The organism is Bordetella sp. N, assembly GCF_001433395.1.
Taxonomy (GTDB): Bacteria; Pseudomonadota; Gammaproteobacteria; order Burkholderiales; family Burkholderiaceae_B; genus Bordetella_C.
Window position 1 is genome coordinate 6,618,769 of record NZ_CP013111.1, and the last position, 15,633, is coordinate 6,634,401.

Sequence of the window (15,633 nt, forward strand, 5' to 3'; positions counted from 1 at the left end):
TTGATGCGGATTGCGCTGTCCATCGAGAAATCGATGGCGCCAACGAAATCAAACGCTCACATAGAAGTAAGAAATTAGGGCAAAGCAATTTGTCTTAACTCTCACTTCCTTTGAGCAAATTGCGAAAGATGTCCTTCGATCTGGTTTACTGGGTCTTAGGGCATACAAACAGAGATTGAACTGAAGAGTTTGATCCTGGCTCAGATTGAACGCTAGCGGGATGCCTTACACATGCAAGTCGAACGGCAGCACGGACTTCGGTCTGGTGGCGAGTGGCGAACGGGTGAGTAATGTATCGGAACGTGCCTAGTAGCGGGGGATAACTACGCGAAAGCGTAGCTAATACCGCATACGCCCTACGGGGGAAAGCGGGGGATCGTAAGACCTCGCACTATTAGAGCGGCCGATATCGGATTAGCTAGTTGGTGAGGTAAAGGCTCACCAAGGCGACGATCCGTAGCTGGTTTGAGAGGACGACCAGCCACACTGGGACTGAGACACGGCCCAGACTCCTACGGGAGGCAGCAGTGGGGAATTTTGGACAATGGGGGAAACCCTGATCCAGCCATCCCGCGTGTGCGATGAAGGCCTTCGGGTTGTAAAGCACTTTTGGCAGGAAAGAAACGGCGCCGGATAATACCTGGCGCAACTGACGGTACCTGCAGAATAAGCACCGGCTAACTACGTGCCAGCAGCCGCGGTAATACGTAGGGTGCAAGCGTTAATCGGAATTACTGGGCGTAAAGCGTGCGCAGGCGGTTCGGAAAGAAAGATGTGAAATCCCAGAGCTTAACTTTGGAACTGCATTTTTAACTACCGAGCTAGAGTGTGTCAGAGGGGGGTAGAATTCCACGTGTAGCAGTGAAATGCGTAGATATGTGGAGGAATACCGATGGCGAAGGCAGCCCCCTGGGATAACACTGACGCTCATGCACGAAAGCGTGGGGAGCAAACAGGATTAGATACCCTGGTAGTCCACGCCCTAAACGATGTCAACTAGCTGTTGGGGCCTTCGGGCCTTGGTAGCGCAGCTAACGCGTGAAGTTGACCGCCTGGGGAGTACGGTCGCAAGATTAAAACTCAAAGGAATTGACGGGGACCCGCACAAGCGGTGGATGATGTGGATTAATTCGATGCAACGCGAAAAACCTTACCTACCCTTGACATGTCTGGAAGATCGAAGAGATTTGATTGTGCTCGCAAGAGAACCGGAACACAGGTGCTGCATGGCTGTCGTCAGCTCGTGTCGTGAGATGTTGGGTTAAGTCCCGCAACGAGCGCAACCCTTGTCATTAGTTGCTACGAAAGGGCACTCTAATGAGACTGCCGGTGACAAACCGGAGGAAGGTGGGGATGACGTCAAGTCCTCATGGCCCTTATGGGTAGGGCTTCACACGTCATACAATGGTCGGGACAGAGGGTCGCCAACCCGCGAGGGGGAGCCAATCCCAGAAACCCGATCGTAGTCCGGATCGCAGTCTGCAACTCGACTGCGTGAAGTCGGAATCGCTAGTAATCGCGGATCAGCATGTCGCGGTGAATACGTTCCCGGGTCTTGTACACACCGCCCGTCACACCATGGGAGTGGGTTTTACCAGAAGTAGTTAGCCTAACCGCAAGGAGGGCGATTACCACGGTAGGATTCATGACTGGGGTGAAGTCGTAACAAGGTAGCCGTATCGGAAGGTGCGGCTGGATCACCTCCTTTCAGAGCGAAGCGTGATTGGTGTTAAGCGTCCACACTTATCGGTTGTTAATATGGCTGGATCGGTGGCAGGGCAGTAGAGAGCGAATCTCTTGTCTGTCATCCACAGCGGATCCGATGAAAAATTGGGTCTGTAGCTCAGTCGGTTAGAGCACCGTCTTGATAAGGCGGGGGTCGTTGGTTCGAATCCAACCAGACCCACCACGGTTTATGCGGCAACGTAGTGATACGGTGAAGCATGAATGGGGGTGTAGCTCAGCTGGGAGAGCGCCTGCTTTGCAAGCAGGATGTCATCGGTTCGATCCCGTTCACCTCCACCACTACTTTCTGTGTTCAACAGATGGGCAGTGGGGTTTGAATACCGGGTCCGCAAGGTCAAGAGTCTAACGTTTAGTGCTGCATCGCTTGGGCGATGAAGTCTTAAACGTTGGGTTTTTAATCCAATAGCTGTATATCGTTCTTTAACAATCTGGAAGAAGCAAAACGACAATGTGTTTGTCGAGTAATTCGTTAAATCGAATGAAAGGTGAATACGGGTTGTGATTGCAATCATAAAGTTCTAAAGCAATTTGGAACGGCACAAATGCGATGTCATGTCAGACATACAGTGAATTGTGAAGGTTAGTTGTTGGTGCTATAGCCATTAGCGTTATAGGATCAAGTGACTAAGTGCATATGGTGGATGCCTTGGCGATCACAGGCGATGAAGGACGTTGTAGCCTGCGAAAAGCTGCGGGGAGCTGGCAAACAAGCTTTGATCCGCAGATATCCGAATGGGGAAACCCACCGTCGCAAGACGGTATCCATGAGTGAATACATAGCTCATGGAGGCGAACCGGGTGAACTGAAACATCTCAGTAGCTCGAGGAAAAGAAATCAACCGAGATTCCGAAAGTAGTGGCGAGCGAAATCGGAACAGCCTTTACGTTTTAGCGCATGGGATAGTCGAACGGAATGGAAAGTCCGGCCGTAGCAGGTGATAGCCCTGTAGACGAAATCTCGTGTGTGGAACTAAGCGTAAGAAAAGTAGGGCGGGACACGTGAAATCCTGTTTGAAGATGGGGGGACCATCCTCCAAGGCTAAATACTCGTGATCGACCGATAGTGAACCAGTACCGTGAGGGAAAGGCGAAAAGAACCCCGGAAGGGGAGTGAAATAGATCCTGAAACCGTATGCATACAAACAGTAGGAGCCTCCTTGTGGGGTGACTGCGTACCTTTTGTATAATGGGTCAGCGACTTACATTCAGTGGCAAGCTTAACCGATTAGGGAAGGCGTAGCGAAAGCGAGTCCGAATAGGGCGATTCAGTCGCTGGGTGTAGACCCGAAACCAGATGATCTATCCATGGCCAGGTTGAAGGCACGGTAACACGTGCTGGAGGACCGAACCCACTAATGTTGAAAAATTAGGGGATGAGCTGTGGATAGGGGTGAAAGGCTAAACAAATCTGGAAATAGCTGGTTCTCTCCGAAAACTATTTAGGTAGTGCCTCAAGTATGACTGCGGGGGGTAGAGCACTGTTATAGCTAGGGGGTCATGGCGACTTACCAAACTATGGCAAACTCCGAATACCCGCAAGTCCAGCTTGGGAGACAGAGCACCGGGTGCTAACGTCCGGACTCAAGAGGGAAACAACCCAGACCGCCAGCTAAGGTCCCCAATTATCGCTAAGTGGGAAACGAAGTGGGAAGGCATAGACAGTCAGGAGGTTGGCTTAGAAGCAGCCACCCTTTAAAGAAAGCGTAATAGCTCACTGATCGAGTCGTCCTGCGCGGAAGATGTAACGGGGCTAAGCGATAAACCGAAGCTGCGGGTGTGCATTTCGATGCACGCGGTAGGAGAGCGTTCTGTAAGCCTGTGAAGGTGGCTTGTAAAGGCTGCTGGAGGTATCAGAAGTGCGAATGCTGACATGAGTAGCGATAAAGGGGGTGAAAAGCCCCCTCGCCGTAAGTCCAAGGTTTCCTGCGCAACGTTCATCGGCGCAGGGTGAGTCGGCCCCTAAGGCGAGGCAGAGATGCGTAGCTGATGGGAAACTGGTTAATATTCCAGTACCGTCGTACAGTGCGATGGGGGGACGGATCGCGGAAGATCATCAGGGTGTTGGAAGTCCCTGTTGCTGCATTAGAGAGGGCGCTTAGGCAAATCCGGGCGCATGACTCAAGGGTGTGGCACGAGCGAACATGTTTCGCGAAGTGATTGGAAGTGGTTCCAAGAAAAGCCTCTAAGCTTCAGCTGTACGAGACCGTACCGCAAACCGACACAGGTGGACGGGATGAATATTCCAAGGCGCTTGAGAGAACTCGGGAGAAGGAACTCGGCAAATTGATACCGTAACTTCGGGAGAAGGTATGCCCCGGTAGTGTGAAGCGCCTGCGCGCTGAGCATGATGGGGTCGCAGAGAATCGGTGGCTGCGACTGTTTATTAAAAACACAGCACTCTGCAAAGACGAAAGTCGACGTATAGGGTGTGACGCCTGCCCGGTGCCGGAAGGTTAAGTGATGGGGTGCAAGCTCTTGATCGAAGCCCCGGTAAACGGCGGCCGTAACTATAACGGTCCTAAGGTAGCGAAATTCCTTGTCGGGTAAGTTCCGACCTGCACGAATGGCGTAACGATGGCCACACTGTCTCCTCCCGAGACTCAGCGAAGTTGAAGTGTTTGTGATGATGCAATCTACCCGCGGCTAGACGGAAAGACCCCATGAACCTTTACTGTAGCTTTGCATTGGACTTTGAACCGGCCTGTGTAGGATAGGTGGGAGGCGCTGAAACCGAGTCGCTAGATTCGGTGGAGCCAACCTTGAAATACCACCCTGGTCTGTTTGAGGTTCTAACCTTGGTCCGTTATCCGGATTGGGGACAGTGCATGGTGGGCAGTTTGACTGGGGCGGTCTCCTCCCAAAGCGTAACGGAGGAGTTCGAAGGTACGCTAGGTACGGTCGGAAATCGTGCTGATAGTGCAATGGCATAAGCGTGCTTGACTGTGAGACTGACAAGTCGAACAGGTGCGAAAGCAGGACATAGTGATCCGGTGGTTCTGAATGGAAGGGCCATCGCTCAACGGATAAAAGGTACTCTGGGGATAACAGGCTGATACCGCCCAAGAGTTCATATCGACGGCGGTGTTTGGCACCTCGATGTCGGCTCATCTCATCCTGGGGCTGTAGCCGGTCCCAAGGGTATGGCTGTTCGCCATTTAAAGAGGTACGTGAGCTGGGTTTAAAACGTCGTGAGACAGTTTGGTCCCTATCTGCCGTGGGCGTTGGATACTTGATGGAGCCTGCTCCTAGTACGAGAGGACCGGAGTGGACGTACCTCTGGTGTACCGGTTGTCATGCCAATGGCATTGCCGGGTAGCTATGTACGGAAGAGATAACCGCTGAAGGCATCTAAGCGGGAAACTCGTCTAAAGATAAGGTATCCCGGGGCCTCGAGCCCCCTGAAGGGTCGTTCAAGACCAGGACGTTGATAGGTCGGGTGTGGAAGCGCAGTAATGCGTTAAGCTAACCGATACTAATTGCCCGTGAGGCTTGATCCTATAACCCTGATGGTTGGTCTGTGTGTAAGAGTGAGGTGACCTCTGCACAGGCGCTAACAACAACCCCCAACGATTGAAATGTAGTTTGATGTGGCATCGCGTGCGACGCGATCGCAATCCAGACTCACCCGAACACATAAGCGTTTGCTTCTTCCCAGATTGGTGTGCCTTGACTCGTTCAAGACACACAACCCTTTACGCCTGACGACCATAGCGAGTTGGTCCCACTCCTTCCCATCCCGAACAGGACAGTGAAACGACTTTGCGCCGATGATAGTGGACGGACGTCTGTGAAAGTAGGTCATCGTCAGGCACTTATTGCTCAAAACCCCAGCTGGTAACCCAGCTGGGGTTTTGTCTTTGCGTGAAAGAAAAGCCCACCAGGCAATGCCGGTGGGCTTTTTTATTGAGTTCGCTCTTGGAGCCGTCCGTTGGGTTAACATGGTGCGGCACTATTACGAAGGAGCAGCACCGTGAGTGACCCACAGATCCCTGTCACCTCTACCGGCCTCGATCTGCGCACGCTGACGCATGTCGCATACGGATTGTTCGCGCTTGGTTTTCTCACCGGCGGCGTGCTTTGCATGGCCACCATTGCCGGCGTCGTGCTGATGTACGTCAAGCGCGCCGATACGGCCGGTACCTTCTACGCCAGCCACTTCGACTGGCTGCTGCGTACGTTCTGGTGGGCCCTGCTGTGGCTTGCCATCAGCGCCGTCGCGACGCTGATCTTCCTGGGTTGGATAGGCGTGGCCGCCACCATGGTGTGGGTCCTCTACCGCCTCATCAAGGGCTGGCTGGCACTGCTGGAAGGCCGCGGCCCCGCCGCATACGCGTGACCTGACTCGACAGGATCACGCGTGCGATACGCAACGCGTGATCTACAACCGGCACCGTAAAAAAAGCACAAAAAAAATGGCTGGCGCAATGCCAGCCATTTTCTTTTATTCGGTTCGGCAGGAGTGCCGCAGCTGCAAGACGAGCAGCGTGCAGAACACCATTCCTGCTGATCGCTAGAAGCGATTTACTTCAGATGCGCATTGACCAACTTGGTCAATTCAAACATCGACACTTGATCCTTGCCAAACAGCGGGCGCAGCTTGTCATCAGCATTGATGTTGCGCTTGTTGCTGGCATCTTGCAGGTTGTGCTTCTTGATGTATTCCCAGATCTTCTTGGTGACCTCGGTACGCGGCACAGCCTCGGGGCCAATGACGGCAGCCAAGTCCGCGCTGGGGGTCAGCGGTTTCATGAACGCGGCATTCGGCTTGCGGGGAGTGGCGGTTTTGGAGGGGGTGGCCATATTCCGGCTCTCCTTCTCTGAGTGTTGGAAAATTGAATCCTGCGGCCGGAGCATAACGTGTCTACGCAGTAAAGACAAAGGCATTTATGGTCTGTAGCAACTAAAATCCCCCTTGAATCTTTACAACCTGGATTTCTGTAACCTTCATCCATGTACCCACGTTCAGCATTGGAATCGATCCGGCTTTTTCACGATGAATTGACCGCGATCCGCCGTGATTTGCACGCACATCCCGAATTGGGCTTCGAAGAAGTACGTACGTCCGGCATTGTGGCCGGCGGCCTGGAAGCCCTGGGCATCGAAGTTCATCGTGGAATCGGCAAAACAGGTGTGGTCGGCATCATCCGCGGCAAGCAGTGCGACAGCGGCCGGATGATCGGTCTGCGCGCGGATATGGATGCGCTGCCGATGACCGAAGACAACAGCTTCGGCCATCGCTCGACCAAGCAGGGCTTGATGCACGGCTGCGGCCACGACGGCCACACGACCATGCTGCTGGGCGCCGCGCGCTATCTCGCGCAGACGCGCAACTTCGACGGCACCGCTGTCCTGATCTTCCAGCCGGCCGAAGAAGGGCGTGGGGGCGCCAAGGCCATGCTGGAAGACGGCCTGTTCGACACCTTTCCGTGCGATGCGATCTACGCGTTGCATAACTGGCCCGGCCTGCCGCCTGGCTCGGTAGGGATCAATCCCGGTCCCATGATGGCCGCGGCGGACCGCTTCGAGATCACCATCAACGGGCGTGGCGGCCATGGCGCCCATCCCTACCAGACCATCGACCCGGTGGTGGTGGCGGGGCATCTGATCACGGCGCTGCAGACCATCGTGTCGCGCAACGTCAATCCGCTCGACTCCGCGGTGCTGTCCATCGGTTCGATGCAGGCAGGCCACCCCGGCGCCATGAGCGTGATTCCCCGTGAGGCCAAGCTGGTCGGCACCGTGCGCACCTTCCGCAAGACCGTGCAGGAGCTGCTGGAAAAGCGGATGACGGAGCTGGCCTCGTCCATCGCCGGCGCATTCGGCGCGACGGCCGAGGTGCAATACGAGCGCATCTACCCCGCCACGTTGAACACGCCGCAGCACGCCAACCTGGTGGCTGACATCGCCACAGAAATGATAGGGAAGGAGAATGTCGTGCGTGACCTGGTCCCGTCGATGGGCTCGGAGGACTTCTCTTTCATGTTGCAGGCACGGCCCGGCGCCTACTTCCGTCTTGGCCAGGGCGGTGCGGAGTCCGGCTGCACACTGCATAATTCCCACTTCGACTTCAACGACGCGGTGATTCCGCTGGGCAGCGCGATGTTCTGCGCCCTGGCCGAGCGCGGTATGCCGTTGTCGGAATAATTCCGCCGGACACGATGCGGTAAGCTTGCCGGCAGTCCACGATGCCCCGCCCGAGCCACGGCGGGCTGAACCCTCGGGTCGTCGCCCCAAGCGCGCCCGGTTTGAAAGAATGCATGACGATATGACTAGCTCCACGCCCGCGCTTCTGACTATCACGCGCCCCGACGACTGGCACCTGCATCTGCGCGATGGTGACGCGCTGGAAGCTGTCGTCCCCGATACCGCGCGCCAGTTCGGCCGCGCCATCATCATGCCGAACCTGCGGCCGCCGGTGACGACCACCGAGCAGGCCTCGGCCTATCGCGACCGCATCCTGGCTGCCCTGGCCAAGGCCGATGTCAGCGAAGACAGTTTTCAGCCCTTGATGACGCTATATCTGACCGACAATACGTCGGCGGAAGAAATCGTGCGCGCCAAGGCGTCCGGCCTGGTGCATGCCGTGAAGCTGTATCCCGCCGGCGCCACTACCAACTCGGCGGCCGGCGTCACGGACCTGCTGGGCAAGTGCCGACCCGCGCTGGAAGCCCTGCAGAAGCAAGGCATGCCGCTGCTGGTGCACGGCGAAGTGACCGATCCCTCGACCGACGTGTTCGATCGCGAAGCCCTGTTCATCGACCGCGTGATGTTGCCGCTGCGCAAAGCTTTCCCGGAATTGAAGGTGGTGTTCGAGCACATCACCACCAAGGAAGGCGCGCATTACGTGCGTGACGCGGAAGGCCCCATTGCCGCGACCATCACCCCGCAACATCTGCTGTACAACCGCAATGCCATCTTCATCGGCGGTGTGCGGCCGCACTACTACTGCCTGCCCATTCTCAAGCGCGAGGATCACCGGGTAGCGTTGGTGGAAGCGGCGGTCAGCGGAAGCCCGCGTTTCTTCCTGGGCACGGACAGCGCGCCGCATGCGCGCGGCTTGAAGGAGCATGCCTGCGGTTGCGCCGGCTGCTACAGCGCGCTGCATGCCATGTCGCTGTACGCGCAGGCCTTCGATGCCATGGACGCCCTGGACAAGCTGGAAGGCTTCGCCAGCCACTACGGGGCGGACTTCTATGGCCTGCCGCGCAACCAGGACACCTTGACCCTGATTCGCAAGCCTTACACCATCCCGGAAGAGCTGCCGTACGGCGCGACCACCCTGGTGCCCCTGGCCGCGGGCGAAACCCTCGACTGGCAAGTGCACTCCTGATCAGGATGGCGCCGCACGCTGCCGCGCCATCTCTTGCGGCAGCGGCAGCAGCGGCGGCAGCTTAGCTGCCGTCGCGCCGCGCTTCCAGCGCTTCCCAGCGTTCGAGCTTGGATTCAAGCTCCTTGTCGATGGCGCTGATGCGGGCGTTGATGCGGGTCACTTCGTCAGGCGCGTCACGATAGAGCGTGCCATCGGCCAGCTTGCCGGACAGTTCGCCCTGTTCGGCCTCCAACGCCGCGATGGCGTCGGGCAGGCCTTCCAGTTCCCGGGTTTCCCAGCTGCTCAGGCGCGTGGCCTTGGCGGGCTTGGGCCGTGCCGCGACCGGGGCGGCCTTTTCCTGAACTTCAGCCGTTTCCGTTACGGCGGCTGCCTCGGGCGTAATGACGCGGCGTTGCGCCAACCAGTCGTCATAGCCACCGACATAGTCGTTCCAGATGCCGGGGCCATCGTTGGCGATGGTTTGCATCACCACGTTGTTCAGAAATTCACGGTCGTGGCTGACCAGCAGTACCGTGCCGGTGTATTCCTGCAGCAGCGATTCCAGCAGTTCCAGCGTTTCGATGTCCAGGTCGTTGGTCGGTTCGTCCAGGACCAGCACGTTGGCCGGCCGGGCGAACAGGCGCGCCAGCAGCAGCCGCGCGCGTTCGCCGCCCGACAGGCTGCTGACCGGCGAGCCGGCGCGCGCGGGCGAGAACAGGAAGTCGCCCAGGTAGCTCATGACGTGCTTGCGCGTGCCGCCGATCTCCACCCATTCGCTGCCCGGGCTGATGACGTCGGCCAGCGTATCGGTTTCATTGAGCTGGGAACGCATCTGGTCGAAATACGCCACTTCCACATTGCTGCCCATGCGCACCGTGCCGCTGTCGGGCTCCAGGCGGCCCAGCATCAGCTTGAGCAGGGTGGTCTTGCCGGCGCCGTTGGGACCGATGATGCCGATGCGGTCGCCGCGCAGCAAGGTGGTGGAATAGTCCTTGATCACCTCGCGGCCTTCGAACGCCTTGCTGACGTGTTCGAGTTCCGCCACCAGCTTGCCGGAGCGTTGCCCTTCGGCCAACGCCAGGTTGACGTTGCCTTGACGGTCACGGCGCTCGGCGCGCTCGAAACGCAGTTGCTCCAGGCGCCGCACCCGGCCTTCGTTCCGCGTGCGGCGCGCTTCCACGCCTTTGCGGATCCACACTTCTTCCTGCGCCAGCAGCTTGTCGAAGCGGGCATTTTCCAGGCGTTCCGACTCCAGCCATTGCGCCTTGCGTTCCTGCCATTGCGAGAAATTGCCGGGAAAGCTGAGCAGACGGCCCCGATCCAGTTCGACGATGCGGGTGGAGATGGCGTCCAGGAAACGGCGGTCGTGGGTAATGATGACCGCGCTGCCTTTCCAGCCGAGCAGCAGGTCTTCCAGCCAGGCGATGCCGGTGAAGTCCAGGTGGTTGGTGGGCTCGTCCAGCAACAGCAGGTCGGGATTGCCGGCCAGCGCTCGCGCCAGCGCCACGCGCTTGCGCGTACCGCCGGACAGGCCGGCGATCAGCGCGTCGCCGGGCAGGCCCAGCCGCTCCAGCAGGGAGCGCACGCGGGACCCGCGTTGCCAGTCTTCGTGATCTTCGTCGGTGCTGTTGACCACGTCGAACACCGTCATGGTCTCGTCGAGCTCGGGTTCCTGCTCAACCGTGGCGACCCGCAGGCCCGAGGCGCGCGCGACGTCGCCGTCGTCCGGCTGGGTACGCCCGTCGAGCAGCCGCAGCATGGACGACTTGCCGGCGCCGTTGCGTCCGATCAGGCCGATGCGTTCGCCGGCCTGGATGGAAAAGTCGGCATGATCCAGCAGGGGATGGTGACCGAAGGCCAGATGGACGTCGGTAAAGGTAATCAGGGTGGTGGGGGCCATGAGCGGCGCGGCTAGTCAGTGCAAACCGCTATTGTCGCAGGAAGCCGGGGCCGCTGCCCGGCGCCCCGGCCGGGCAGGTCGACCCCGCGGGGTCAATGCGTGGCGGCGGGCGGTTGCGGTTGCGACTGAGACTGCGATGACGACTGCGACAGCAGGGCTTGCGGATTCTTGGGATCGTAGTAACCGTCGGTCAGGGTGCCGAGGAAGGCCACCACATCGTCGATCTCCGCCGGCGTCAACGCCGGCTTGTCGCCGGGCTTGCCGCCGAAGGGCGGATCCATATTGACGTTCTCGTGCATGCTGGCCTGGGACAGATCGTTGAACTTGGCGATGCTGCCGTCCTTCTTGCGGGGATACCACTTCTCGGGATTGGTATCGCGGGTCACGTACCACTCCACGACCTGATGCAGGTCGTGAAAGACGCCGTTGTGGAAGAAGACCTTGCGCGTCGCGACGTTGCGCAAGGTGGGTGAACGGAACAGGCCGCAATACTCCGGATGGTCGGTCAGGTCCTTGCGCAGCGGTCCGCACAGGCCCTGGTCGAAATACGCCGGATTCTTGTTGGCGGGGATTTCGGGATTGCGCGGCAGGCCCAGGCCGATCAGGCCGAAGTCATTGAAGATGGGCAACTGGCCCGGCACGGCGAAGCGGTGGCAGCTGGCGCAATTGCCCTTGTCGGCTGCCTCGAACAGCTTGGCGCCGCGCAACTCCTGGTCGGTCAGCTTGGTCACGCCGCGCACGGCCGCGTCGTATTTACTGGAATAGGGGAAGAAGAGCCTGGCGTCGTTCTGGTAATACTCCAGCGCCTGGGTGATGGCGTGGAAGGCTTTCTCGTCCGTATCGAACACATGGCCGCCGAACAAGGCGCGGATCTTGTCGGCGTTCGGGCTCTTGCGCACGTTCTCGACGATGTTGCCGATGTTCGCGTTGGCCATCTCCTGCGGATCCAGCAACGGAATGCGTGCCTGCGCGCCGGCATGGTCGACCCGGCCATCCCAGGTCAGGCCGCCCGTGGGGCCCGCGTCGGTGGTGTTGTCGCCTTCCTCTTCGGAGTCGATGAAGTGCTCGTCGAAGTTGGGCACGGTCTGCAGATACATCAGCGACGGCACGGCGCGCACGCCGTAGTGCTTCATGTCCGCGCCGCCGAGTTGCACCGACAGGTTGTTGGGCGGGCCGTAGTGATTCTCGGGACTGTGACAGGTGGCGCACGATTGCTGTCCGGACGCCGACAGCGTCTTGTCCTTGAACAGCAGCCCGCCCAGGTCGGCGATGTCCGCCGCGCGCTGCTTGGCGTAGACGCGGTCATAGGTCACCGGCGGTTCAGGAAATTTCTCATAAACACTTTGCTGTGCGTCCGCCGTGGTCGCGCCCTGGCTGCGTTCGCCCCACAGGGCCAGCGCGCCGCTGATGCCGACGGCCAACGTCGTCGCGACCAGGGTGCATAGCACGCCGTGCCAACGCATGCGGGCAGGGGATATCGAAACGGTAGGGCGGGGAGGCAAAGGCATGTCGTGGAAATGTGAGGCGCGGCGAGTCGCCGCGGTTGCTATCTATGGAAGGCGGCTGTATTCATCAAGGCCGCGGTCCGCAGCGTAAACAGCGAATATTTCAGGTTTGCTGAAGGGCGTTGACGGCAATCTGAACGCCCCTGAGGGCATCCTTAATTTTTCTTCACGGATTCAGATTTCTTTAAGCGGTCGTTCACGAAGTTCACATGGTGTAACCCCAACATATGCGGCGCTCGATGCCCAGACATCGAATACTTCCCAGCACAAGAAAGAGGAAAGCCCTTATGAAGACCACCCACAAGTTCATTGCGCCGTTGTTGGCCGTGGCGCTGACCACCGGCTTGGCCGCCTGTGGCGGCAGTAGCGGTGACGACGATGACGATACCGCGTCGACCCCCGCCACGCCTTCCACCCCGGTTGTCTCCGCGCCCACGCAGGAAGAGCTGGTGACGAAGGCCGTCGACAACATTCAGAACGTCGTGGTGATCTACGCGGAAAACCGCAGCTTCGACAACCTGTATGCCGACTTCCCCGGCATCGACAGCCCGCTGGCGAGCGCGACGTATGAGAAACAGGTGGATCGTGACGGCACCGTGCTGACGTCGCTGCCGCAGGTGTGGGCCGGCCTGACCGTTCCCGCCGCGCAGTTCGACACGACCGTGCCGACCGTGACGGCCACGCAGACCACGGGTATGGTCAACGCGCCGTTCTCGATCAACGAAACGTATCCGGGTGTCGACATCAACGCGGTCAACGCGGACATGTGGCACAACTTCTACCAGAACCAGATGCAGATCAACGGCGGCAAGAACAATATGTTCACCGCCTGGGCCGACAACGGCGGTGGTCTGGTGATGGGTCACTTCACGGGCAACTCGACCAAGCTGCCCCTGTGGAAAGTGGCGCAGAAGTACACGATGGCCGACCACTTCTTCATGGGCGCCTTCGGTGGTTCCTTCCTCAACCACCAGTACCTGATCGCTTCCGCCGCGCCGGTCGATCCGATCACGTCGGCCAATCTGGGCAAGGTCGCCGTGCTGGACGACGGTCCGCAGGGCTATCACCTGAGCGTGAAGACGGCCTCCGCCGGCGTCTCGGCGCTGACCACGTCGGCCGCGTCGATCTTCAAGCTGAGCGGTGCGTTGACCCCCGACGGTTACGCCGTGAACACGATGCAGCCGCCTTACCAGCCCAGCGCTGTCGCCCCGGCGGCGGACTCGGCTTCGGGCACGACGCCCCAGCCCCTGCTGGCCGACCAGGCCAACACCAGCGTGTTGCCGCCGCAGTCCGGTCCCAACATCGGCGACTACCTGACCAACAAGAACGTCGAGTGGGCCTGGTACTCGGGCGGCTGGGCTTTCCAGACGGCGCGTGCGACGAACCCCGCCGGCTACATCGGTTCGGATTACACCGGCACCGGCCTGCAGGCTGACGGCAAGACCGCCTTCGTGAACTTCCAGTTCCACCACCAGCCCTTCAACTACTTCAAGCGCTTCGACCCGACCACCGCGGCCGGCATCGCCGATCGCGCGGATCACTTGAAGGACGGCGGCGTCAACGGTGAGCAGTTCATCGCCGACATTCGCGCCGGCAAGTTGCCGCCCGTGTCGTTCTACAAGCCGGTCGGCAACCTGAACGAGCACAGCGGCTACGCCGACGTGGTGCGTGGCGACCAACACATCGCCGACATCATCGCCGAGCTGGAAAAGAGCCCGCAGTGGGGTCACATGCTGGTCGTCGTGACGTATGACGAAAACGGCGGTATCTGGGATCACGTCGCGCCGCCCAAGGGCGACCGCTTCGGCCCGGGCTCGCGCATTCCCGCCATCGTCGTCGGTCCCACCGTGCGCAAGGCTTATGTCGACCACACGATGTACGACACCACCTCGATCCTGCGCTTCATCAGCCGCCGCTGGGATCTGCCCGAGCTGCCCGGCCTGACCGTGCGTCGCGAAGGCCTGAAGGCCAACGGCACCGATCAGGGCGACCTGAGCAACACGCTGGATACGGCCGCCACCGCGTCGTAAGCAGCACGCCCCGGCGATCTTCGCCGGGGCAGGTACAATGCCCTCCGCAAGACGAATCGGGCAATCGCGGGACGCTCACGCGTTTCGAGGAAGGTCCGGACTCCATAGGGCAGGGTAGCGGCTAACGGCCGTCCGTCGGGCAGGTGGCAACACCGGTCCGGCGAGGAACAGGGCCACAGAGACGAGTCTGCGAAGTGGGCGGAGGGCAACCTCCGCACAGGCACGGCCACTCCGTGTCGCGCCGGCTGGCAACAGCCGGCGGCATCGCAGGGTGAAACGCGGCAACCTCTACCCGGAGCAACATCAAATAGGCATGCGCACGGTCTTCGGACCTGGAAGGGCGGCTCCGTTCGAGCATGCGGGTAGGTGGCTAGATCCGGCCAGCAATGGCCGGGCCAGAGGAATGATTGCCCACCGGGCTTACCCCCGGTGTACAGAATCCGGCCCATAGATTCGTCTTGCCTTGCTTTCGGCTGAAATCGATACATGTAAGGCGAGGAAGTTACCTTTTAGCGCCGAACCTTCACGTAAGACTTTGAGTTAAAACGACAACCCCCTGATTTATCAGGGGGTTTTGTTTTTTGCGTCTCAGCCAGTTCGCCTAAGTCCTTGTTGTGATTGAAAAATTTGTGTCGCTCTGCTTGACCGCGCATTAACCATCCCGTAGAGTGGGAAAAAGTAGGTTTTTGTGCAATTAAGTGGGGGAGACGGGTGTTCCAGGGAAGCAGCGCGTTAACGCTGGATGCGAAGGGTCGGGTGTCTATCCCGACTCGGCACCGCGACGCCCTGACGTCCCAGGCGGAAGGCCGTCTTACCCTGACCCGTCATCCAGACGGCTGCCTGTTGATGTATCCGCGCCAGGAATGGGAGAAGAAGCGTGAAGCAATCGCCGCCTTGCCCATGTCCGCGCGCGCGCTGCAACGGCTGCTGCTGGGAAATGCCCAGGATGTGGAACTCGACGGTTCGGGCCGCATCCTGATCGCGCCGGAATTGCGTAATGCCGCCGGCATGACGCGCGAAGTGATGATGCTTGGGATGGGCGCGCACTTCGAGTTGTGGGATGCAACTGCCTTGGCCCGCCGTGAGGCGGAAGATCTGGCGCAGGGCATGCCGGATGTTCTCAACCAGTTTTCTTTCTGACGC

At 59.3% G+C, this 15,633-nt stretch carries 8 protein-coding genes, 2 tRNA genes, 3 rRNA genes and 1 other RNA gene; 11 read left to right on the forward strand and 3 right to left on the reverse strand.

Annotation, left to right across the window (positions count from 1 at the left end):
- Positions 1 to 177 precede the first annotated feature (177 nt).
- The 6 genes from ASB57_RS28595 (at position 178) to ASB57_RS28620 (ending at position 6,082) form a co-directional block, all read left to right on the forward strand.
- Positions 178 to 1,708, forward strand: a 16S ribosomal RNA gene (locus tag ASB57_RS28595).
- Between the two features lie 124 nt (positions 1,709 to 1,832).
- Positions 1,833 to 1,909, forward strand: a tRNA-Ile gene (locus tag ASB57_RS28600).
- Between the two features lie 40 nt (positions 1,910 to 1,949).
- Positions 1,950 to 2,025 (forward strand) — tRNA-Ala (locus ASB57_RS28605).
- A 335-nt stretch (positions 2,026 to 2,360) separates the two neighbouring features.
- Positions 2,361 to 5,243 (forward strand): 23S ribosomal RNA (locus ASB57_RS28610).
- 200 nt (positions 5,244 to 5,443) lie between these two features.
- Positions 5,444 to 5,556, forward strand: a 5S ribosomal RNA gene (gene rrf, locus ASB57_RS28615).
- Together the 16S, 23S and 5S rRNA genes with 2 tRNA genes alongside form the textbook arrangement of a ribosomal RNA operon.
- Positions 5,557 to 5,716: 160 nt before the next feature.
- Positions 5,717 to 6,082 (forward strand): hypothetical protein, encoded by a 366-nt coding sequence (locus tag ASB57_RS28620; protein WP_057655346.1) that lies wholly within the window; start codon positions 5,717 to 5,719, stop codon positions 6,080 to 6,082.
- A gap of 185 nt (positions 6,083 to 6,267) precedes the next feature.
- Here the strand turns inward: ASB57_RS28620 and ASB57_RS28625 are convergent, their stop codons facing one another.
- Entirely contained in the window at positions 6,268 to 6,546 is a 279-nt protein-coding gene (locus tag ASB57_RS28625; protein WP_057655347.1) for an SWIB/MDM2 domain-containing protein, read from the reverse strand.
- A 150-nt stretch (positions 6,547 to 6,696) separates the two neighbouring features.
- On the opposite strand from ASB57_RS28625, the gene ASB57_RS28630 reads away from it, so the two are divergent.
- Positions 6,697 to 7,890: a M20 aminoacylase family protein gene (locus ASB57_RS28630; protein ID WP_057655349.1), complete on the forward strand. Its 1,194-nt coding sequence runs from the start codon at positions 6,697 to 6,699 to the stop codon at positions 7,888 to 7,890.
- A 121-nt stretch (positions 7,891 to 8,011) separates the two neighbouring features.
- Positions 8,012 to 9,076 carry a dihydroorotase gene (pyrC, locus tag ASB57_RS28635; RefSeq protein WP_057656528.1) on the forward strand — a complete coding sequence of 355 codons (1,065 nt, stop codon included), beginning with the start codon at positions 8,012 to 8,014 and terminating at the stop codon, positions 9,074 to 9,076.
- Positions 9,077 to 9,137: 61 nt separating this feature from the next.
- Here pyrC and ASB57_RS28640 read toward each other — a convergent pair whose 3' ends face one another.
- Together ASB57_RS28640 and ASB57_RS28645 are read right to left on the reverse strand one after the other, a co-directional pair.
- Complete coding sequence (locus ASB57_RS28640; protein ID WP_057655352.1) at positions 9,138 to 10,955, reverse strand: ATP-binding cassette domain-containing protein; 1,818 nt, start codon at positions 10,953 to 10,955, stop codon at positions 9,138 to 9,140.
- 92 nt (positions 10,956 to 11,047) lie between these two features.
- Positions 11,048 to 12,418, reverse strand: a complete 1,371-nt coding sequence (locus tag ASB57_RS28645) for a cytochrome-c peroxidase (RefSeq protein ID WP_156414300.1) — start codon at positions 12,416 to 12,418, stop codon at positions 11,048 to 11,050.
- Between the two features lie 329 nt (positions 12,419 to 12,747).
- On the opposite strand from ASB57_RS28645, the gene acpA reads away from it, so the two are divergent.
- From acpA to mraZ, 3 genes are all read left to right on the forward strand, one after another.
- On the forward strand, positions 12,748 to 14,490 hold the full coding sequence (gene acpA / locus ASB57_RS28650) for an acid phosphatase (protein WP_057655353.1): 1,743 nt from the start codon (positions 12,748 to 12,750) through the stop codon (positions 14,488 to 14,490).
- Positions 14,491 to 14,538: 48 nt separating this feature from the next.
- An RNA gene (rnpB, locus tag ASB57_RS30175) (RNase P RNA component class A) lies at positions 14,539 to 14,954 on the forward strand.
- Positions 14,955 to 15,201: 247 nt separating this feature from the next.
- Complete coding sequence (gene mraZ, locus ASB57_RS28655; RefSeq protein ID WP_057655355.1) at positions 15,202 to 15,630, forward strand: division/cell wall cluster transcriptional repressor MraZ; 429 nt, start codon at positions 15,202 to 15,204, stop codon at positions 15,628 to 15,630.
- The last annotated feature ends 3 nt before the right edge of the window (positions 15,631 to 15,633 follow it).